The organism is Neisseria animaloris, from assembly GCF_900637855.1.
Lineage (GTDB): Bacteria > Pseudomonadota > Gammaproteobacteria > Burkholderiales > Neisseriaceae > Neisseria > Neisseria animaloris.
This window is the reverse complement of the sequence record NZ_LR134440.1, coordinates 2,199,632-2,220,357: the sequence shown is the minus strand read 5'-3', so window position 1 is coordinate 2,220,357 and position 20,726 is coordinate 2,199,632. Positions and strand designations below refer to the sequence as shown.

Genomic DNA, 20,726 nt, shown 5'->3' with positions numbered 1-20,726 from the left:
ATATGAAGAGGCCGTCTGAAAAACGGTTTTCAGACGGCCTCCGAACCAGTGTTCAAACGGCATAACGGGCCAAACCCAAATCGTCGCTACGCACTTCGGTGGCTTTGCCGCATATCAAATCGGCGGCGATTTTGGCCGAACCGAGCGACATCGTCCAACCCAACGTGCCGTGGCCGGTGTTGAGAAACAGGTTGCCGAAGCGGGTGCCGCCTATAATCGGCGTGCTGTCCGGTGTCATCGGGCGCAAGCCGCTCCAGAAAATACCGCGGCTCAAATCCCCGCCGTCGGGGTATAAGTCTTTGACCACCAGTTCCAACGTTTCGCGGCGTTCAGGTTTTAAATTGATGGTGTAGCCCGACAATTCAGCCATGCCGCCGACACGAATACGCCTGTCGAAACGGGTAACCGCCACTTTGTAGGTTTCGTCGATAATGGTGGAAACAGGCGCGGCATCGCTGTCGGTTACGGGAATAGTGAGCGAATAGCCTTTCACGGGATACACAGGCAGATCCAAGCCTAATTCGGCCATCATCGGGCGGCTGAAGCTGCCGAGGGTGCAAACGTAACAATCGGCTTTGAAACGCTGCCCGCCCGCACGGACGGCCTTGATGAAGCCGTCTGAATGTTCGATGCGTTCGACGGCACGGTTATACTGAAATTCCGCCCCTTTCTCGATACACATGGCGGCAAGTTTTCGGGTAAACAGATGGCAATCGCCGGTACCGTCGTTGGGCAGGTGCAGTGCGCCGGCGATTTTGTGCAGCGCACCTTTTAGGGCGGGTTCGTATTGCAGGCATTCTTCCGCCTGCAATCTCCGATAAGGCACGCCGTATGCTTCAAGCACTTCAATGTCTTTGGCGGCGGCTTCCACTTCGTGCCGGCGGCGGAAAATCTGCAAAGTGCCTTTGTTGCGCCCCTCGAAATCCATGCCGGTTGCGGCTTCAAAGCGGCGGAACATTTCGCGGCTGTATTCCGAAATCCGCACCATACGCTCTTTATTGGCGTTGTAGCCGGCGGGATTGCAGTTCGCCAGCATCTGCCGCAACCATTGAAGTTGGAACAGGCTGCCGTCGGGCTTGAAAATCAACGGGGAATGTTTTTTCAGCAGCCATTTGGCGGCTTTGGCGGGAATGCCCGGCGCGGCCCACGGCGTGGTGTAGCCGTAGGAAAGTTGGCCGGCATTGGCGAAGCTGGTGCCCATGGCGGCGGCTTCTTCGCGTTCGATAACGGTTACCCGATGCCCCGCTTCCAGCAGATACCAAGCGGTGCAAACGCCCGCAACACCTGCACCCAACACGATGATATGCATGTTTTCCTCTTTATCTCTTTTATGCAGTGTATTTTTTAAGTCTAAACAATTTTAAATAGTTTTTTTCACTTTATTTTATAGCAAAAAACCCATATTATGATGTTTATCTAATTTTATACAGTGAATAAACCAATGAAAGAGCTGGATAAAACCGACCGCAAAATCTTAAAAATCCTGCAACAAAACGCCCGCATCCCGATGACCGAGCTGGCCGAAAAAGTGGGGCTTTCCACCACGCCCGTTACCGAACGCGTGCGCCGTTTGGAACGGGAAAACATCATCACCGGCTATCACGCCCACCTCAATCCGCACGCCTTGGGGCAAAGCCTGTTGGTGTTCGTAGAACTCAAACTGCGCTCAAAATCCGGCAATATTTTTGAAGACTTCCGCCGCGAAGTGTCGATGATTCCGCAAGTTCTGGAATGCCATTTGGTGTCGGGCGAATACGACTACTTAATCAAAGTGCGCCTGCCCGATATGTCGGCCTACCGTGATATGCTCGGCAATATCCTGCTGCAACTGCCCGCCGCCGCCGAAAGCCGCAGCTATGTGGTGATGGAAGAAGTGAAAGAAGACGTGCTGCTGCATTTGGATTGATTTTAGCGAAACTCGTTTTCAGACGGCCCGCAACCTCTCGGCCGGCCGTCTGCCATATTCGATAAAAAAAGGCCGTCTGAAAACGAGCTTTGCGGGTTTCGCCAAAACCATTTCAGACGGCCTTTAGAATCGGTTAATAAATAATGTTTTTACCGTAGCCTTCGAGAATTTCTTTGATATGCAGCACGGTTTCTTTGGGCGGCGGCTTTACTCCCTTAAGTTTGTATTCGTCGCCGCACAATTCCCATTTGTGCGCGCCCAGTTCGTGATAGGGCAGCAGCTCCACGGTTTCGATATTTTCCATGTCGCCGATAAACTCGCCGAGCAGGTGGGCGGAATGATCGTCATCGGTATATCCCGGCACAATCACATAACGCACCCGCGTAGGCTGGTTGCGCTCGGCCAGATAGCGGGCGAATTTCAGCGTTTTAGTGTTGGGAATGCCAACCAGCACTTTATGGATTTCTGGGTCGATTTGTTTTAAATCGAGCATCACGAGATTGGTGTGGTCGAGCAGGTCGTCGAGAATACCATCGTAATGCAGGGCGTAGCCGTTGGTGTCGAGGCAGGTGTGGATGTTGTACTCCCAACAGGCCTTGAACCAGTCGCGGATAAACTCGTATTGCAGCAACGGTTCGCCGCCGGTAGCCGTTACACCGCCGCCGGTGGCCTTCAGATAATGGCGGTAAGACAATACCTGCTTCATCACCTGCTCCACCGTCATCTCTTGCGCCTTATCGGTATGCATGTCCCAAGTATCGCGGTTATGGCAATAGAGGCAGCGCATCATGCAGCCTTGCATAAACAGCACGAAACGCAAGCCGGGGCCGTCGACAGTGCCGCAGGATTCGATGGAATGAATGATGCCTGTGCCGTGGTAGCCGCGGTGTCCTTCGCGGTGCGGATTTTCTTCGGCCTTGATGGTGTAGGTTTGCATAGGGTTGCCTTGTTGGTTTTTTAGCAAATACAAGTTTATTTACTATATGGTGGCGGTTGTTTTTTCAGACGGCCTTGATGCTGCTTGAGGCCGTCTGAAAAAAATGCCGGGCTGCAAACCCGGCATTGTTGCGGTAAATCCCGAACCGGATTACATGTTGGCTGTAAAGGTGCGGGTAATCACGTCTTGCTGTTGTTCACGGGTCAGCGAGTTGAAGCGGACGGCGTAGCCGGATACGCGGATGGTCAGCTGCGGATATTTCTCGGGATGTTCCATCGCGTCCATCAGGGTTTCGCGGTTGAGCACGTTCACGTTCAGGTGTTGGCCGCCTTCGATTTCGCCGGCTTCGTGGTGGAAATAACCGTCCATCAAACCTGCCAGATTGCGTTCGCGCGATTGTTCGTCTTTGCCCAATGCGCCCGGCACAATCGAGAAGGTGTAGGAAATACCGTCTTTGGCAAATTCAAACGGCAGTTTCGCTACCGAACTCAACGAAGCGACTGCGCCGTTCACATCACGGCCGTGCATCGGGTTGGCTCCCGGGCCGAACGGAGCACCTGCGCGGCGGCCGTCGGGCGTGTTGCCGGTTTTTTTGCCGTACACCACATTGGAAGTGATGGTCAGCACGGATTGGGTCGGAATCGCATTGCGGTACATCGGATGGGTGGCCACTTTTTTCATAAAGCGTTCCACCAAATCGCAGGCGATGTCGTCCACGCGGTCATCGTTGTTACCGAATTGCGGATATTCGCCTTCGATTTCAAAGTCGATGGCGATATTGTCTTCATCGCGGATCGGTTTCACTTTGGCGTATTTGATGGCAGACAACGAGTCGGCCGCTACCGACAAACCGGCGATGCCGCACGCCATGGTACGTTTGATGTCGCGGTCGTGCAATGCCATCAATGCGGCTTCGTATGAATATTTATCGTGCATGTAGTGGATAATATTCAACGCAGTAACATATTGGGTTGCCAGCCAATCCATGAAGCTGTCCATTTTGGCCATCACAGTGTCGAAATCCAACACTTCGTCCAAAATCGGCTCTGATTTCGGGCCTACTTGGTCTTTCGATTTCTCGTCCACACCGCCGTTGATTGCATACAGCAGGGTTTTGGCCAAGTTGGCGCGCGCACCGAAGAACTGCATGTGTTTGCCTACCACCATCGGACTGACGCAGCAGGCAATGGCGTAGTCGTCGCTGTTGAAGTCGGGGCGCATCAAATCGTCGTTTTCGTATTGGATAGACGAAGTGTCGATAGATACTTTGGCACAGAAATGTTTGAAGCCTTCCGGCAATTGCTCAGACCACAACACGGTAATGTTCGGCTCGGGAGACGGACCCATGTTGTACAGCGTATGCAGGAAGCGGAAGCTGTTTTTGGTAACCAGCGTGCGGCCGTCCAAGCCCATACCGCCGATGGATTCGGTTGCCCAAATAGGGTCGCCTGAGAACAATTGGTCGTATTCGGGCGTGCGCAGGAAGCGAACCATACGCAGTTTCATCACCAGATGGTCGATCAACTCTTGAGCTTCGCTTTCGGTCAGCGTACCATTTTGCAGGTCGCGCTCAATGAAAATATCCAAGAAAGTGGCTACACGGCCGAACGACATGGCCGCACCGTTTTGGGATTTTACGGCTGCCAAATAAGCAAAATAAGTCCATTGAACGGCTTCGCGGGCATTTTTGGCAGGACCGGAAATATCGAAGCCATAGCTTGCGGCCATTTCTTTCATTTGAGCCAAAGCTCTGTGTTGGTCATTGATTTCTTCGCGGCGACGGATAACATCTTCTAAGTTTTTACCGGCTTCCAAATCAGGTTGCAACGAATTGAATTGGTCAACTTTATCCGCCATCAAACGGTCGATACCGTATAAGGCAACGCGGCGGTAGTCGCCGATGATACGGCCGCGGCCATAGGCATCGGGCAGGCCGGTCAGCACGCCTGATTTGCGGCAACGGCGGATATCGGGCGTATAAACGTCAAACACACCTTGGTTATGGGTTTTGCGGTATTTGGTAAAAATCTCGGTAACGGTAGGGTTCAGTTCCACTTCATAAATTTTGCAGGAATCTTGAACCATTTTCAGGCCGCCGAAGGGCATGATGGAGCGTTTCAAAGGCTCGTCGGTTTGCAGTCCGACCACGGTTTCCAACTCTTTGTCGATATAGCCGGGGCCGTGGCTGGTAATGCCGGAAACCACTTGCGCATCGATTTTATACGGTGCATGGGTGCGGTTTTCCACTTTGATGCCTTCCATCACTTCCACCCACAGTTTGGTGGTGGCTTCGGTGGCGGGGGCTAAGAAATCACCTTTGCCCTCATAAGGGGTGTAGTTTTTCTGAATGAAATCGCGCACATTAATGCTGTTCTCCCAATCACCGGATTGAAAACCGGCCCAAGCGGCAGGACGCTCTTGTGTGGTGGTATTCATATTTGAACTCCTTATTTTCATTACATTAAATAAATCTCAGATATAAACTTAATAGTGGCAGGATAACACTTATTCAAGTATGTTTGTATGTAGTATTTGTGAAATAAAATTACTTTTTGACTTAAATCAGAAAATTAAATATTGGTAATAAAAACACAAAAAATTTCACAATGCATGACTTCAAATAGATGTACAAATAGGAGTAGAATATATTGAAAATTTGCTTCAACTATACCCATATTAATACTAATATCGAATCCCCGCTTTTCAAAAATCACCCAAGCAATAGTATCAAAAATTGCGGCAGCTTCTTAATCTAGCAGTATTACCGTTCTCTTGTATTTTCCCCAAACCGTCCGGTTTGGCTATTCATTTATTATTAAAATTTTAATAATCACTGCCGCCATACGGTATTTTCAGCAATTGATGACAGCCGCGTAAACCAACCCCGATAAAACTATATCGTCCTGCCGAAAAAACAAGCAGCATATTGGCAGATAAAGGCAGCATGAAAACTTTTTAGCGAAACCCGCAAAGCTCGTTTTCAGACGGCCTCAATTGTAAACAATCTTCCTTTGTGCCAAAATTCCAAGCAACTGTACCCGACAAAGGAACCCCGAAATGTTTCAGCACGTTGCATTCTATCCCGGCGACCCGATTCTCAGTTTAGTCGAAACCTTCAATAACGACCCGCGCGCCCACAAGGTCAACCTCGGCATCGGCATCTATTTCGACGAAAACGGCAAACTGCCCGTGCTCGGCTCCGTACGCAAAGCCGAGGTGAAACGTTCAGCCACCGCCTTGCCACGTCCTTATCTGCCGATGGAAGGCTTGGATACCTTCCGCCATGCTGTGCAAAACCTGCTCTTCGGCGCAACCAATCCCGCTTTGCAGGAAAACCGTATCGCCACCATTCAAACGCTCGGCGGTTCGGGTGCATTGAAAGTAGGCGCGGATTTTCTGCGCCGCTGGTTTCCGAACGCCAAAGTGTATGTGAGCAACCCCACTTGGGATAACCACAAAGGCATTTTCGAAGGAGCGGGCTTTGAAGTAGGCGCCTATCCGTATTACGACCCGGCCACCGGCGGTGTGCAATTTGAAGAAATGTTGGCATTTCTACTGCACCTGCCCGAACACAGCATTTTGATTCTGCACCCGTGCTGCCACAACCCCACCGGTGTGGATTTGACCGCCGCACAATGGGATGCGGTACTGGAAATCGTGCAAACGCGCAAGCTGATTCCGTTTATGGATATTGCTTATCAGGGCTTCGGCGATGATTTGGACAGCGATGCCTACGCTATCCGCAAAGCCGTGCAGATGGGCTTGCCGCTGTTTGTGAGCAATTCGTTTTCAAAAAATATGTCGCTCTACGGCGAACGCGTGGGCGGTTTGTCGGTAGTGTGCCCGAATGAAGAAGAAGCCGCGTTGGTGTTCGGCCAGCTGAAATTTAGCGTGCGCCGCATTTATTCCAGCCCGCCCGCGCACGGCGGCTATGTGGCTGCCGACGTGATGAACACGCCGGAGCTGTTTGCACAATGGCAAAGCGAAGTGTATGCCATGCGCGACCGCATCCGCGCCATGCGCCAAAAGCTGTACGATGTGCTGACGCGCAAAGTGCCAGGCAAAAACTTCGATTATTTCATCACCCAGCGCGGCATGTTCAGCTACACCGGTTTGACACCCGAACAAGTGCAGCGCCTGCAAGACGAGTTTGCCGTTTACCTCGTCAGTTCCGGTCGTATGTGTGTGGCGGGGTTGAACGAGTCTAATATTGATTATGTGGCTGATGCTTTTGCGGAAGTATTGAAGTAAAAGTTGTATCCATTAAGACAAGAGGCCGTCTGAAAACGAGCTTTGCGGGTTTCGTTAAAATGTTTTCAGACGGCCTCTCGAACATATCCGAAGGTTTGAAGGTTTATTGATACATCACCCCGTTGTGTTTCAGCCAGCCGTCGGGGTGGCGGCCTTTGGGATCGTGATGTGTCCAGTGAATCACGCCGCCGCGTTCCGACCATTCGTATTCGCCGAAAAATTCAACTTTGTCGCCCTTTTTCAGCCCTTCGATTTTGGGTGCCAAATCAATATTGTGTGCCACCAAAAGCGTTTGCCCGCTGCTCAATTTCAAGATAAAACGCTGGTGCCGGGAACCTTTGTTGTCGTCCGGCAGAGTTTTGCTGACGATGCCGCTCCCCTGTATCTGAATATCGCTTTGTTGCCGTTCAAAGGCCGTCTGAAGTATTGTCTCCGCCGGCCCGCCCGCGTTGCCGCCGCCGATGGCCGGAGCTTGTACCGAAGGCCGGGAAAGTTGTGCAGGCGGTGTTTGTTGCTGCTGCCATTGTTGGTAGCCGATAAGAACCACAACAGCAAGGGCAAGCCAAATCCGGATTTTTTTCATGTTTATTCCATACTGTTTTAAAACAAAGCCGGATAATCACTTATCCGGCCATATTTTTTTCAACGCTTGTATTTCAGGCTGTATTTGATTTCAGACATCGCCGCTTTCAAATTATATTCGAGAATCTCGTCCACCAAAGCAGGAGCCTGCTCACTTAATACTTGTTGCAGTTGATAAGTAAGCGTAGCCGTCTGTTTCTGCACGGCCACCCGCACCATACCTGCGATAGCATCGGTTAGATGCGGGCGTAAGCGGCGACTCAAGCGTTCCAGTAGTTCCTGCTCCGACAGGCACATTACCGGTTGGTGCGGGTTGACCTGCGGCTCGAGCACTTTCACTGTAACCGGCAGCCATTCTTCGGGATCAACCGTTGCAACAGCCTCTTCCGCCGCTTCATCCGCATACTTCTCTTGCTGCTCCGTCGCAGGGCGCGGGTCGACGAATTCAACGGTTTGGCGCTTCGGGTTCAACCACACATTGCGGGTACGCTGCACTTTGTCGTCGCTCACGGCAGTTTGCAATGCCGTTTGTGCGGCCAACCAGTCTTCCTGCAACAAAACCGTAGTGTCGGTTTCCGCCGTGATGGTGTCTGAAAGCGGGTCGTTATGCTCTTTCTGCCATTGTTTGAGATATTCCCGCAGCACCTTCTCCGCTTCTCCGGCTGGCAGCTGCACTTCGGCAGGCTGCGCCTGCGTTTGGCGGACAGGCTGTACAAACGCGGTATTAGGCTGCCCCTGCTGCCTCTTTTCACGAAGCCGTTCCAAACCACGTTCCCAATCAAATTCATCTTGAGCGGTTTGGCTGTCTGTAATGTTTCCTGAGGTCGGGCGTTTGGTATTCATATGATTGCTCTCGTTTCAGTATGTCAAATAGGCGGCTTTCTCCCGCCGCCTGTTTCTGCTTTCGATAGTTTTAAATTACGGTTGGCACCAAGGGGCCGCTTACACCGCTATCGTGAGCCGAATCTGCTATATAATGTTTTTATTCTAACAGATTATTAAGGAAAAAATAATGAACAGCATCGAACAACGTCTGGATTATCTTGAAGAAGCCAACGATGTGCTGCGTATGCAGAACCATGTGCTCGCAACGGCCTTTAAAGGTATGATCCGCGCCCTGCCTGCCGACCTTGCCGAAGAAGTTGTCGAGTCGGTGCAACTGGCTTTTGAAGATGCGCTGGCGGAGCTGACCTACGAAGACAGCCCGCACACTGATCTTTTCCACGACGTAACCTACGCATTTTTCCGAGAAAAAGAACGCTAACGGCCGTTCGGAAGAAAAATGTGTGTTTGTGTTAAGTCATGCTAGAATGGGTCTCTCCTTCTCTTCCAGGAACAATCAAAATGAATATAAAAAAATGGATAACCGTTGCTGCTGCCTGCTCTGCCTTCACTCTGAGCGCCTGTGGCGGTAAAGGCGAAACCGCTGCCAATACCGACAAAGTGTACCGCGTTGCCATGAATGCCGAGTTTGCACCTTTTGAATCAATGGATTCCGCCAACAATATCGAAGGCTTCGATGTCGATCTCGTAAACGCTCTGGCTAAAGCCGGCAATTTCAAAGTGGAATACAAACACCAGCCGTGGGACAGCCTCTTTCCCGGCCTCTCCAACGGCGATGCCGATATTCTGGCTTCCGCCGTTACCATTACCGACGAACGCAAGCAAACCATGGATTTTTCGGAGCCTTATTTTGAAATTACCCAAGTGATTCTGGTGCCCAAAGGCAAAGACATCAACTCGGTGGAAGACTTGAAACAAGTGAAGAAAGTCGGCGTGGTAACCGGCCAAACCGGTGATTTTGCCGCTTCCAAGATTCTAGGTAACAACAACTCGAAAATCGCCCGCTACGAAACCCTCCCGCTGGTAGTAAAAGAGCTGGAAAACGGCGGCCTTGATGCAGTAATCAGCGACAGCGCGGTAATCGGCAACTATATCAAAAACAACAGTAACAAAGGTTTCAGCATGGTAGCCGTGCCCGATTTTGAAGTCGAACACTACGGCCTGGCTGTCCGCAAAGGCGATACCGCTACCCAAACCATGTTGAATGAAGCACTGAAAAAAGTACGCGAAAGCGGCGAATACGACAAAATCTACGACAAATATTTTGCCAAACAGTAATACGGCAATTGTGCTAAAACACCGCTATTGGAAAAAGCCTGATCATCCGATCAGGCTTTTTTTACAGACAACATGTCCGATAAAGATTTGAAACTGTTTAAAACACAAAAGACCGTCTGAAAAAGATTTTAGCGAAACTCGCAAAGTTCGTTTTCAGGCTGCCTCCGGAGATTAAAAACGGTTACAGCACTTTCACGATGCTTTCGCATAAGTAACGGATATTGTCTTCCGTAATGCCCGCCACATTAATGCGGCCGGAACGCACCGCATAGATGGCAAATTCGTCTTTCAGGCGGTCAACCTGTTCTGGGCTTAAACCTGAAAACGAGAACATACCGTTTTGTTTCACGATAAAGCTGAAATCCTGTTGCGCGCCATATCCTTTCAGCAACTCTACAAATTTCTGACGCATCTCTTTGATACGAGCGCGCATTTCGTCCAACTCGGCAATCCATTGCGCTTTTAATGCCTCATCTTTCAACACCAAAGCAACAGTCGAACCGCCGTGAGAAGCGGGGTTGGAATACAACGTGCGGATAATGGTTTTTACTTGGCTGAAAGCACGGTTGGCAGTTTCTTCGTCGGCCGCTACCACGGTAAACGCCCCCACGCGCTCGTTATACATACCGAAGTTTTTAGAATATGAGCTGGCCACCAACAATTCTTTATTCAGCTCGGCAAAGGCACGCAAACCGTAAGCATCTTCTTCCAAACCATTGGCAAAGCCTTGATAAGCAAAGTCAAACAAGGGCAGCCAGCCTTTTTCGGCGGACATTTTCGCCAAAGTTTCCCACTGTTCTGGGGTGGGGTCGATACCGGTAGGATTGTGGCAGCAGCCATGCAGCAACACCACGTCGCCTTCTTCTGCTTGGCTCAAATCTGCAATCAAACCGTCCCAATCCAAACCGTGCGTGGTTTTATCGTAATAACGGTAATCGCGGATATTGATGTCCACAGCTTTGAAAATAGCGTTGTGGTTCGGCCAAGTGGGGGAGGAAATCCATACGTTTTTGGCGTTGGTTTGGCGTTTGACAAACTCGGCGGCCACACGCAACGCGCCCGTGCCGCCCAAACTCTGCGCGGTTTTCGCACGTTTGGAGGCAATGATTTCGCTGTCCGTACCGAGCAGCAGCTTTTGCGTTTGGGCGTTGTATTCAGCCACACCGTCGATGGTTAAATAGTTTTTGGTGTTTTCAGTTTCCAGCAGGCGTTTTTCAGCCTCTTTCACGGCTTTCATAATCGGGGTTTGGCCTTTTGCATCCTTGTAAACGCCGATACCCAGATTGACTTTATTCCCACGGGTTTCGGCTTTAAATGCTTCACCCAAGCCTAAAATCGGGTCGGCCGGTGCAGCTTCGATTTTATCGAAAAACATGATGATACCTTTCTGTGGTGGAAACGGGAGAAAACGATTAATCACTCGAAATGTTAATCTTACGCTCTTTAGCAAGAGATGGAAACAGCCGTTAAAACTAACTGTTTTTCTAAACAAGGCCGTCTGAAAAATTGGTTTCAGACGGCCTTGTCGAATGCTTTGTCTCAAAGACAGCCCAACAATTCCAGCGGCGTATCAATACGTGCATCATGCGGCCATTCTCCGGTTTGATCTTCGGCGGCGATATAGCCCCAGTCGGCCAATACGGTTTTCATGCCGGCGTTTCTGCCTGCCTGCATGTCGCGCTCGGCATCGCCTACATAGATACAGTTTTCGGGTTTTACGCCGATTTGTTCGCAGGCGTAAAACATGGGCTTGGTGCCGGGTTTGGCTTCGCCGCAGGTATCGCCGCTGACAACCACGGCCGGCGGGATGCTGAAGCCGAGTTTAGGCACGAGGCGGTGTGTGAAGGTGTGCGGCTTGTTGGTGATGATGCCCCATTTGATGCCGCGCTTGTCGAGTTCGGCAATCAATCGGTCGATACCGTCGAACAACACGGTTTCATGGTCGAAGCAGCGTTCGTATTCGGCCAGATATTCCTGCCGCCAGCGGGAATGTTCGGGATGGTCTTTGCTGATGCCTGCGCCCATCAGAATCAGGCCGCTTGCGCCGTGGCTGGCGACGGGGCGGATTTCTGCCATGCTTTTTTCGGGTAAATTGTGGCGGCGCAGCAAGGTGTTGAGTGCGCCGCCCAAATCGAGTGCGGTGTCGGCGAGGGTGCCGTCCAAGTCGAACAATACGGCTTCGGTCATGGGAGTCCTTAATGATGATGGGTAACGGTTTTCTATGCGTTGAGGCCGTCTGAAAAGACGTTAAGCAGGTTTCAGACGGCCTTAATTTTAGCAGATTAATGTGAATGATGATGACCGTGCATTTCATGCCCATGCGGATGAATCGAACACAATACGCTGTCTTCGTGCGGATGCCGGCTGCTTTCGATCTGCACGGTGGTATGCTGGATATTTTGATGGGCGAGCGCATGCTCGATGCGGTAAACGATTTGCTCGGCCTCGACCACGCTCAAATCGCCGTCCACAACCACATGGCAAGATAAGGCATTGATGTTGCTGGTAATCATCCACACATGCAGGTCATGCACCGATTGCACGCCTTCGGTTTCGCGGATGGTTTCAAGCAATAACCCGACATCGACATTATCGGGCGTGCCTTCCATTAAAATGTGCAGGGTTTTGCGGAACACCTGCCAACCGCTGCGGCCGACCAAAGCAGCCACCAAAATGCTGGCGAGCGGGTCGGCCCATTTCCAGCCGAACGCCATCATCAGCACGGCGGCGGCTATCGCGCCGAACGAGCCGAACAAATCGCTCAACACATGCAGATAAGCTCCGCGCATGTTGATATTGCCTTCGGTGTCGCTGCCGCGCAGCATATACCATGCGACAAACAGATTGACCTGCAGCCCGATCACGCTGATCACCAGCATGCCGACGGTGGCGATTTCGGGCGGATGGCGGAAGCGTTCGACGGCTTCGTAAAAAATCATCGCGGCAATCACTATCAGCGTGATGCCGTTAAACGCGGCCGTTAAAATTTCAAAGCGTTTATAGCCGAACGTTTTGTCGAAAGTGGTGGCTTTTTCACTCAGTTTGAACGCCAGTAGGGCGATGCCGAGCGAGAAAGCGTCGCTGAACATATGTCCTGCGTCCGACAACAACGCCAGCGAGTTGGTGAGCCAGCCGCCGACTGCTTCCACCACCATAAAAGACGTGATAACGGCAAACGATACCGCCAATACTTTTTTATTGGCCGTGTGGCTGTGGGCATGGTGATGGTCGTGCGTCATGGCAGGTATTCCTTGTCCCTTTTGAGCTTATTCAAAGTCTCTGTTGCGGCAATGTTTTCGAGACAAAAACCGCTTCACAAAAAAACTTTAAACAAACTCTCAGGCCGTCTGAAAAGAATGTCGGCAGAAGAATGTTCAGACGGCCTCGGGTTTCAGTTTTGAAAACAGCATCCGCATGCCAACCGGCAGGGCAAATGGTGCGGTGCCGTTTATTGGATTCGCGTTTAGGCAGTTTGTTCGCTCAAAATCGCCTGAATCAATTCTACCGCACCGTCGTCCGCCAGCTTTTTGGCAACGGCACGGCCGAGCGCGTCAGCATAGGCCACGGGCGCTTGGGCATCGGCCTGCAAAATCACCGAACCGTCGGGGTGGCCGACCAAACCGCGCAAGGTCAGAAGGCCGTTTTCTTCTGTGCAATAAGCCGCCAACGGCACTTGGCAACTGCCGTCCAACGCACGGGCAAGCGCACGTTCGGCGGTTACGCAGGCATTGGTAACGGCGTGGTTCAGCGGGTTCAACACTTCCAGCAAATCATAGCGGTTGGCGGCAATTTCGATACCTAATGCACCCTGCCCCGCGGCAGGCAGGCTGTCGAACGGCGACATAATCAGGCGGATACGCCCGTCCAGCCCCAAACGCTGCAAACCGGCGGCGGCAAGGATAATGGCATCGTAATCGCCGTTATCCAGCTTGGCCAAACGGGTTTGCACATTGCCGCGCAACGGCTTAATGTTCAAATGCGGATAGCGGGCACGCAACTGCGCTTCGCGACGCAGGCTCGACGTGCCCACCACCGCCCCTTCGGGCAGCTCTTCCAAACGCGTATATCGATTGGACACAAACGCATCAAACGGGTTGGCGCGCTCGCCGATTGCCGCCAACGCAAACCCTTCTGGCAGCACCATCGGCACGTCTTTAATCGAATGCACCGCCAAATCAGCGCGGCCTTCTTGCAGGGCTTGCTCCAACTCTTTGATAAACAAACCCTTGCCGCCGATTTTCGAGAGCGTTTTATCGAGAATCTGGTCGCCGCGCGTAGTCATGCCCAAAATGCTCACATCGCATTTGGGATAAAGCTGTTTCAGACGGCCTTGAATATGCTCGGCCTGCCACATGGCCAGCGCACTTTCGCGGCTGGCGATTACAAGTTTTTTCGGAGTCATAAAAATATATTCGCGCTACATCATACTAACCGCGCAAGTCTATCATGTTTTTCAGACGGCCTTATGCTATATTTCAGCCTGAACCACATTCCCACAACGATTTATGAAACGCGCCAAAACATTCCCTTTTATCAAGCTGCAACAACAGCGTTTTACCCTGCATTTCGACAACCAAAGCAGCCTTTCCGGCCTGCCGTCCGAACAAGATTTCTACCGCTGGGCATGGCACGCGCTCAAAAACGAATACCGCCGCGCCGACATCAGCATCATATTGCTCGACGAAGAACCCGCCCGCGCCTACAACCGCGATTACCGCGGCAAAGACTACGCCACCAACGTATTGAGTTTCGCCCTCAACGAAGGCGAAATCATGCCCGACCAACTTTCAGACGGCCTCTACGGCGATTTGATCATCTGCCCGCAAGTGGTGCTGAAAGAAGCCGCCGAACAAGGCAAAATGCCCGCACAACACTTCGCCCACCTCACCATACACGGCACGCTGCACCTGATGGGCTACGACCACATCGAAGATAACGAAGCCGAAATCATGGAAACACTTGAAACCCGCCTGCTGAATCAGTTAGGATACCCCAACCCTTACCGACAGGATTAATCAGAAATGGACGACAGCCAGTCGAAGCCCTCTTTTTTTGAACGCCTCGTAGCCCGCATTTCGGGCGACGCTCCCGATTCCGCTGAAGACGTGATAAACCTGCTGCGTCAGGCACACGAGCAAGAAGTGTTCGACAGCGAAACCCTGCTGCGCTTGGAAAAAGTGCTCGATTTCGCCGAACTCGAAGTGCGCGATGCTATGATCACCCGCAGCCAGATGGACGTGATCAAAGCCGATGAAAGCATGGAACGCATCATCCCCTACATCATCGAAACCGCCCGCTCGCGCTTTCCCGTTATCGGCGAAGACAAAGACAACGTGCTCGGCATACTCCACGCCAAAGACCTGCTCAAATACGCACTCAACCCCGAGCAGTTCAACCTTCAAACCATCCTGCGCCCCGCCGTGTTTGTGCCCGAAGGCAAATCGCTCAATACCCTGCTTAAAGAATTTCGCGAGCAGCGCAACCACATGGCCATCGTGGTTGACGAATACGGTGGCATTTCCGGCTTGGTAACGTTTGAAGACATCATCGAGCAGATTATCGGCGACATCGAAGACGAATTCGACGAAGACGAAAGCGCCGACAACATCTTTCCCGTTTCCGCCGAACGCTACCGCATCAACGCCATCACCGAAATCGAAGACATCAACGAATATTTCGGCACCGATTACAGTGACGAAGAAGTCGATACCATCGGCGGTTTGGTGATTCAGGAAATCGGCCACCTGCCCGTGCGCGGTGAAAAAGTGGTTATCGGCCCGCTACAATTTACCGTTGCCCGCGCCGACAACCGCAGGCTGCATACACTGATGGCGATTCGCGTGAAAGAGTAACCTGCTCCGTCTTATCTGCTGTTTCTTAGAAATAGGTTAAGGCCGTCTGAAAAATTTTCAGACGGCCTTAAAATTCTTTATCAAGATGCAGTCGGCCCGCAATATACAGAAACCCATCTGTAATTGACATTCCGATAGGGTTTAAGCCTGAAACGCATAATAAAACTCTTGAAACCATAAAATATTTCAAGAGTTTTACTGTAAATTAATACATCGAATATCTTACCAATCCTCTACCACCCCGGCTTGCGCCGCCTCATTTTTTACTTGTGCCATGGCTGCTTCGCGTTCGGCTTCTCCGGCATACATCATACTGGTTCCGACAATCTGGCCGTTGGCGGCTTTCAAGTTGAAATAAACTTTGCCCGAACTACTGGTTTTCAACTCATAACGGGCATCGTTACCTGCGTTGTTACGTACCGACTCAATGCCGTTTTGCGCCGAAGCCTTGCTGCCGTATTGCTCGCTGCGCAGAATGGTTTTATCGTTTTCGCCAATGAAGTTGAAATGAAATTCGCCGCCTTCGCTTTTTTTCAGTTCAAATGTTGCCATTACTGACTCCTCCAGTAAAAAATCTGTATGCAAAAAACATCAAAAATCGTACCCAAACAGATATTCCGGCACCACTATAATAACCATACTTTAAGGTTGTCAATACTCTCGCCGCCTGTAAAAAGGCCGTCTGAAAACATTTCATCTCATCTGTTGACGTATATTTTTTCAGACGGCCTCGTTCAATATCGGTTTATTCCAAAGCATCTTTGAGTTTTTGCTCAATCAAATCCGCATCAAAGGCCTTGGCAATCAGCTCGAAACGGCTGTCCCGCCGCCATGAAACTTGGTTTGCGCCCCATTTGCCGTCCACCCAATTGAGCCATACCCATGTGCCCATTACCTGAAACACGCCTTTGGCACGCACCAGACCTTCGGTAAATTTCGGCAGATCGTTGAAAAAATTAGTAAGGCGTTCGCCGTCAAAATCTTTACCTGCCGGAAATGTAAAACCTTGCGATTGATAGCCCATGGTATTGTCGGGCAAAGCTTTCAAGCGGTAGCGGGATTTTTCCACCACGGGAATTTCCAGCCATGCAATATCCACTTGGGCGTTATCCACTTCCACTACTTTAGCTTTGGGCGGGAACAGCTTGGCGGCTTTTTCGCGGAATTCCGCCAATACTTCGAGCGTGCACAAATCGGTTTTGCTGGCCACCAACACATCACACACGCCGATCTGGTCTTTATACAAGGCTTGCTGTGCGTAGTTGGGATCGACAAACTGGCGGGGATCAACCACTGTAAACACAGCGGCGATTTCAAGCTGTTCTTCGAGCGGCTTGACTTTCAATTCGTCAATCACACTGGCGGCATGTGCCAAACCGCTGGCTTCAATCATCAGGCGGTCGGGTTGGGCATCGCGCAACATTTTCTGCACGGTAGCACCCAGTTGCGGGCCGGCGGTGCAGCACAAACAGCCACCTGCAATTTCGGCAACGGGAATACCGTTGTTGCTCAACACGGCACCGTCGATACCGATTTCGCCAAATTCATTTACGATAATGACCCATTTTTCATCCGGGTCTTTTTGTTCCATCAAACTTTTTAACGCTGTCGTTTTACCTGTGCCGAGAAAGCCCGAAATCAAGTGGACTTTGGTTTTTTTTAATGACATTTTTTGCACACTCCTGTTAATACGACATGTTCTTCTTTCAATACAAAACCGCTTGCCGCGACACCGGCCCGTAAAGCCGACCATTCTTTACGGAGAGTCTGCTCGTCTACCACCCCGCATTCGGTACACACAAGAATAAACGCGCTGTGATGCGCCGCTTCATTATACTTATGACAGTGGGTACCGCACTCATGCTGTGCGTGACTGCACAATACATAGCCGTTTACGGCAGCCACCTTATGCAGCACACCTTGCTCGGCCCAGAAATCCAACGCCCTATATGCAGTTGGCGGTGCCACTACGCCTTCACTCCGCTGTTGCATTTGCGACAATACGTTATATGCCTTAATCACACCGGTTTGCTGCAAAACGATGTCTAAAACCTGCTCGCGCAGAGCAGTAACCTGAGCCCCTTCTTGTTTGGCTTGGGCGAGAATTTTTTCTTTAATAGTAGTCATGGTTTTTCAGACGGCCTGTTGCTGATTGAGGAATGCTTATTATAACGGTGTTGCCTTATATATGCGAAAGGCCGTCTGAAAACAGGCTTAGCGGATTTCGCTAAAAATTTTCAGACGGCCTGCCGAATTGTTCAAAACCTGATTACAGCGAACGTGCCACTTCTACGATTTCAAATACTTCCAGCTGGTCGCCTTCCATGATTTCATTGAAGTTTTTCAGCATCAAACCGCATTCGTAGCCCATGCGTACTTCTTTAACGTCGTCTTTGAAGCGTTTCAGCGAAGCCAGCTCGCCGGTATGGATAACCACGTTGTTGCGGATGAGGCGGATATGCGAATCGCGCTTCACGATACCGTCGGTAACCATACAGCCGGCAATATTGCCCACTTTCGACACGCTGATAACCTGACGGATTTCCACCGTACCGATCACTTGCTCTTTCTCTTCCGGCGCCAACATGCCGCTCATGGCTGCCTTCACATCGTCGATGGCATCATAGATGATGTTGTAGTAGCGGATTTCCACATCTTCGCTCTCGGCCAGCTTACGGGCCGAACCGTCGGCACGCACGTTGAAGCCGATAATGAATGCGCCGGATGCAATCGCCAAGTTCACATCAGACTCGGTAATACCGCCCACACCGCTGTGCAGCACATTGACCTTCACTTCGTCGGTAGACAGTTTTTTCAGGCTGCCCGAAAGTGCTTCGTACGAACCTTGAACGTCGGCCTTGATGATAACCGACAGCGATTGCGCCTGTTCGCCCATGTTGCTGAACATGTTTTCCAGCTTGGCCGCTTGTTGCTTGGCCAAACGCACGTCGCGGAATTTGCCTTGACGGAACAACGCGATTTCACGGGCTTTTTTCTCGTCTGCCAACACCATAGCGTCTTCGCCTGCATTCGGCACATCGGACAAACCGAGGATTTCCACAGGAATCGACGGGCCGGCTTCTTCAATCGGTTTGCCGTTTTCATCGGTCATCGCACGGATTTTACCGAATGCGGTGCCGGCCAGCAGCATATCGCCTTTTTTCAGTGTACCGCTTTGTACCAGCAGGGTGGCAACGGCACCGCGGCCTTTATCCAAACGTGCTTCCACAATAATGCCTTTGGCAGGAGCATCGACCGGAGCGGTCAACTCCAATACTTCGGCTTCCAGCAAAACCGCTTCCAACAAAGCATCGATGTTCAAACCTTGTTTGGCGGACACATTCACAAACTGGGTATCACCGCCCCACTCGTCCGGCACCACTTCATGTGCCGTCAATTCCTGACGGATACGCTCGGGATTGGCGGCTTCCTTGTCGATTTTGTTTACGGCCACCACAATCGGCACGCCCGCTGCTTTGGCATGGGCAATTGCTTCGATGGTTTGCGGCATCACACCGTCGTCGGCGGCGACTACCAGAATCACAATGTCGGTGGCTTTGGCACCGCGGGCACGCATCGCAGTAAACGCTTCGTGACCCGGCGTATCCAAGAAGGTAATCACACCGCGCGGGGTTTCCACATGATAAGCGCCGATGTGCTGGGTAATACCGCCCGCTTCGCCTTGCACCACTTTGGCACGGCGGATGTAGTCGAGCAACGAAGTTTTACCGTGGTCAACGTGACCCATTACGGTGACTACCGGCGGACGGGGCAATTGCTCTGCCGTTGCCGCACTTTCGGCATCATCACTCAAGAAGGCTTCAGGATCGTCTGCCGCCGCAGGTTTACCGATATGGCCCAACTCTTCCACCACAATCAAAGCGGTATCTTGGTCGATGGATTGGTTGATGGTTACCATCATGCCCATCTTCATTAAGGCTTTCACTACTTCTACGCCTTTAACCGCCATTTTGTGCGCCAAATCGGCCACGGTAATGGTTTCGGGAACCAACACTTCGTGCACCACCGGTTCGGTCGGTGCTTGGAAAGCGTGCTGGTTCGGCTCCAACTTGAGTTTTTTACCTTTTTTACCGCCGCGTACACGTTCTTCCTGATTGGCGTTTTGATTGCGGCCTTTGCCTTTGTCTTTGCCGCCGCGCGGACGGCTTTCCATCTCGTCTCGGTTGTGGCGGTCTTCTTTCTTGGCTCGTGCAGGTGCGGCAGGCTTGTTTGAAGTAGAAGCCAAAGGCGCTTTTTCGCTTGGTTTGGCAGAACGCTGTTCGGCTGTTTTACCTTCTTTGGCAGCCTTCGCTTCCTGTTGCGCCTGAAGTTTCACGGCTTCACGGCGGGCTTGACGTTCCTGCTTTTCTTTCAGCAACGCTTCCTGATGCGCGCGCATGGCGGCGGCACGGCGGGCTTCTTCGTCGCGTTGGGCTTGTTCTTCTGCGCTGACCACCGGTTGGATAACCGCAGGTGCCGCTTGTTTTTTCGGTTCTTTCTGTTTGCCGTGTTTGGCCGGCTTTTCCGGTTTGGCCGTCTGAACGGCTTGTTCGGCTTTTGCTTCGGCTGCCGTTTCTTGACCGGCTGCTTTTTCTTCAACGGCTTTTTCGGCACGCGCCTGAGCGGCCTTCAATTTAGCCGCTTCTTCTTCGGCCTTGGCTTTTTCGGCAGCCGCACGTTCCGCATCTGCTTTGGCGGCCGCTTCACGCTCTGCCTGAGCGACGGCTTCGGCTGCTTTGCGCGCTTCTTCCTGCTCTGCTGCCGCCTTGGCTTTGGCTTCGGCAGCCAACTCGTCGGCAGAAGGCACAATCACTTTACGGCTGCGGCGGCGGGTTTCCACTTGTACACCGCCGATGGTGCTGACCTCGGCTTTTTTACGGCTGATGCTGATGGTGGCGTTTTCGCTTCCGTGCGATTTTTTCAGATAAGCCAGCAACAGTTGCTTGTCGTCAGACGTGATGCTGTCATTGCCGCTGCTTTTGTTTACTCCGGCACTTTTTAACTGTTTCAATAAATCGTCGACGGGCTTTTTAAGTTCGGCGGCAAATTGTTCTACTGTGGTGTTACTCATACTATT

Annotated in this window: 19 protein-coding genes; 6 read left to right on the top strand and 13 right to left on the bottom strand. The window is 51.5% G+C overall.

All coding sequences use genetic code 11. The features are described from left to right. Positions 1-52: 52 nt before the first annotated feature. The gene (locus tag EL216_RS10425) at positions 53-1,309 is read right to left on the bottom strand and encodes a D-amino acid dehydrogenase (protein ID WP_085390245.1); all 1,257 of its coding nucleotides are present in this window, start codon (positions 1,307-1,309) and stop codon (positions 53-55) included. Positions 1,310-1,441: 132 nt separating this feature from the next. On the opposite strand from EL216_RS10425, the gene EL216_RS10420 reads away from it, so the two are divergent. Beyond that, positions 1,442-1,906, top strand: coding sequence for a winged helix-turn-helix transcriptional regulator (locus EL216_RS10420; RefSeq protein WP_085390244.1), 465 nt, complete (start codon positions 1,442-1,444; stop codon positions 1,904-1,906). Between the two features lie 133 nt (positions 1,907-2,039). Here EL216_RS10420 and pflA read toward each other — a convergent pair whose 3' ends face one another. Both pflA and pflB read right to left on the bottom strand, forming a co-directional pair. Further along, the gene (gene pflA, locus EL216_RS10415; protein WP_085390243.1) at positions 2,040-2,843 is read right to left on the bottom strand and encodes a pyruvate formate lyase 1-activating protein; all 804 of its coding nucleotides are present in this window, start codon (positions 2,841-2,843) and stop codon (positions 2,040-2,042) included. 150 nt (positions 2,844-2,993) lie between these two features. After that, positions 2,994-5,279 carry a formate C-acetyltransferase gene (pflB, locus tag EL216_RS10410; protein ID WP_085390242.1) on the bottom strand — a complete coding sequence of 762 codons (2,286 nt, stop codon included), beginning with the start codon at positions 5,277-5,279 and terminating at the stop codon, positions 2,994-2,996. A gap of 621 nt (positions 5,280-5,900) precedes the next feature. Between pflB and EL216_RS10405 the strand changes: the two genes are divergently transcribed. Continuing rightward, positions 5,901-7,094: an amino acid aminotransferase gene (locus tag EL216_RS10405; RefSeq protein ID WP_085390241.1), complete on the top strand. Its 1,194-nt coding sequence runs from the start codon at positions 5,901-5,903 to the stop codon at positions 7,092-7,094. A gap of 103 nt (positions 7,095-7,197) precedes the next feature. On the opposite strand, the gene EL216_RS10400 is transcribed toward EL216_RS10405, so the two are convergent. Continuing rightward, positions 7,198-7,677, bottom strand: a complete 480-nt coding sequence (locus EL216_RS10400; RefSeq protein ID WP_085390240.1) for a DUF3465 domain-containing protein — start codon at positions 7,675-7,677, stop codon at positions 7,198-7,200. Positions 7,678-7,736: 59 nt separating this feature from the next. Further along, positions 7,737-8,519 carry a hypothetical protein gene (locus tag EL216_RS10395; RefSeq protein ID WP_085390239.1) on the bottom strand — a complete coding sequence of 261 codons (783 nt, stop codon included), beginning with the start codon at positions 8,517-8,519 and terminating at the stop codon, positions 7,737-7,739. A gap of 169 nt (positions 8,520-8,688) precedes the next feature. Between EL216_RS10395 and EL216_RS10390 the strand changes: the two genes are divergently transcribed. Then, complete coding sequence (locus tag EL216_RS10390; protein WP_085390238.1) at positions 8,689-8,940, top strand: NGO1151 family protein; 252 nt, start codon at positions 8,689-8,691, stop codon at positions 8,938-8,940. A gap of 80 nt (positions 8,941-9,020) precedes the next feature. Next, entirely contained in the window at positions 9,021-9,797 is a 777-nt protein-coding gene (locus tag EL216_RS10385; RefSeq protein ID WP_085390237.1) for a basic amino acid ABC transporter substrate-binding protein, read from the top strand. A gap of 181 nt (positions 9,798-9,978) precedes the next feature. Here EL216_RS10385 and EL216_RS10380 read toward each other — a convergent pair whose 3' ends face one another. From EL216_RS10380 to hemC, 4 genes are all read right to left on the bottom strand, one after another. After that, positions 9,979-11,172, bottom strand: coding sequence for an amino acid aminotransferase (locus tag EL216_RS10380; protein WP_085390236.1), 1,194 nt, complete (start codon positions 11,170-11,172; stop codon positions 9,979-9,981). A 164-nt stretch (positions 11,173-11,336) separates the two neighbouring features. Further along, complete coding sequence (locus tag EL216_RS10375; RefSeq protein WP_085390235.1) at positions 11,337-11,984, bottom strand: HAD family hydrolase; 648 nt, start codon at positions 11,982-11,984, stop codon at positions 11,337-11,339. Between the two features lie 95 nt (positions 11,985-12,079). Next, the gene (locus EL216_RS10370; protein WP_085390234.1) at positions 12,080-13,036 is read right to left on the bottom strand and encodes a cation diffusion facilitator family transporter; all 957 of its coding nucleotides are present in this window, start codon (positions 13,034-13,036) and stop codon (positions 12,080-12,082) included. 224 nt (positions 13,037-13,260) lie between these two features. Further along, positions 13,261-14,199 carry a hydroxymethylbilane synthase gene (hemC, locus tag EL216_RS10365; RefSeq protein WP_085390233.1) on the bottom strand — a complete coding sequence of 313 codons (939 nt, stop codon included), beginning with the start codon at positions 14,197-14,199 and terminating at the stop codon, positions 13,261-13,263. Between the two features lie 103 nt (positions 14,200-14,302). On the opposite strand from hemC, the gene ybeY reads away from it, so the two are divergent. Further along, complete coding sequence (ybeY, locus tag EL216_RS10360) at positions 14,303-14,812, top strand: rRNA maturation RNase YbeY (protein ID WP_085390232.1); 510 nt, start codon at positions 14,303-14,305, stop codon at positions 14,810-14,812. Between the two features lie 6 nt (positions 14,813-14,818). After that, the gene (locus EL216_RS10355; protein WP_085390231.1) at positions 14,819-15,649 is read left to right on the top strand and encodes an HlyC/CorC family transporter; all 831 of its coding nucleotides are present in this window, start codon (positions 14,819-14,821) and stop codon (positions 15,647-15,649) included. Between the two features lie 222 nt (positions 15,650-15,871). Here the strand turns inward: EL216_RS10355 and EL216_RS10350 are convergent, their stop codons facing one another. From EL216_RS10350 to infB, 4 genes are all read right to left on the bottom strand, one after another. Then, positions 15,872-16,201: a YegP family protein gene (locus tag EL216_RS10350; protein ID WP_085390230.1), complete on the bottom strand. Its 330-nt coding sequence runs from the start codon at positions 16,199-16,201 to the stop codon at positions 15,872-15,874. A gap of 193 nt (positions 16,202-16,394) precedes the next feature. Beyond that, positions 16,395-17,318, bottom strand: coding sequence for a CobW family GTP-binding protein (locus EL216_RS10345; protein WP_085390229.1), 924 nt, complete (start codon positions 17,316-17,318; stop codon positions 16,395-16,397). Next, positions 17,309-17,776 (bottom strand): Fur family transcriptional regulator, encoded by a 468-nt coding sequence (locus tag EL216_RS10340; RefSeq protein ID WP_085390228.1) that lies wholly within the window; start codon positions 17,774-17,776, stop codon positions 17,309-17,311. The genes EL216_RS10345 and EL216_RS10340 overlap by 10 nt, the downstream gene beginning before the upstream one ends. Positions 17,777-17,918: 142 nt before the next feature. Continuing rightward, positions 17,919-20,720: a translation initiation factor IF-2 gene (gene infB / locus EL216_RS10335; RefSeq protein WP_054598596.1), complete on the bottom strand. Its 2,802-nt coding sequence runs from the start codon at positions 20,718-20,720 to the stop codon at positions 17,919-17,921. Positions 20,721-20,726: the final 6 nt, after the last annotated feature.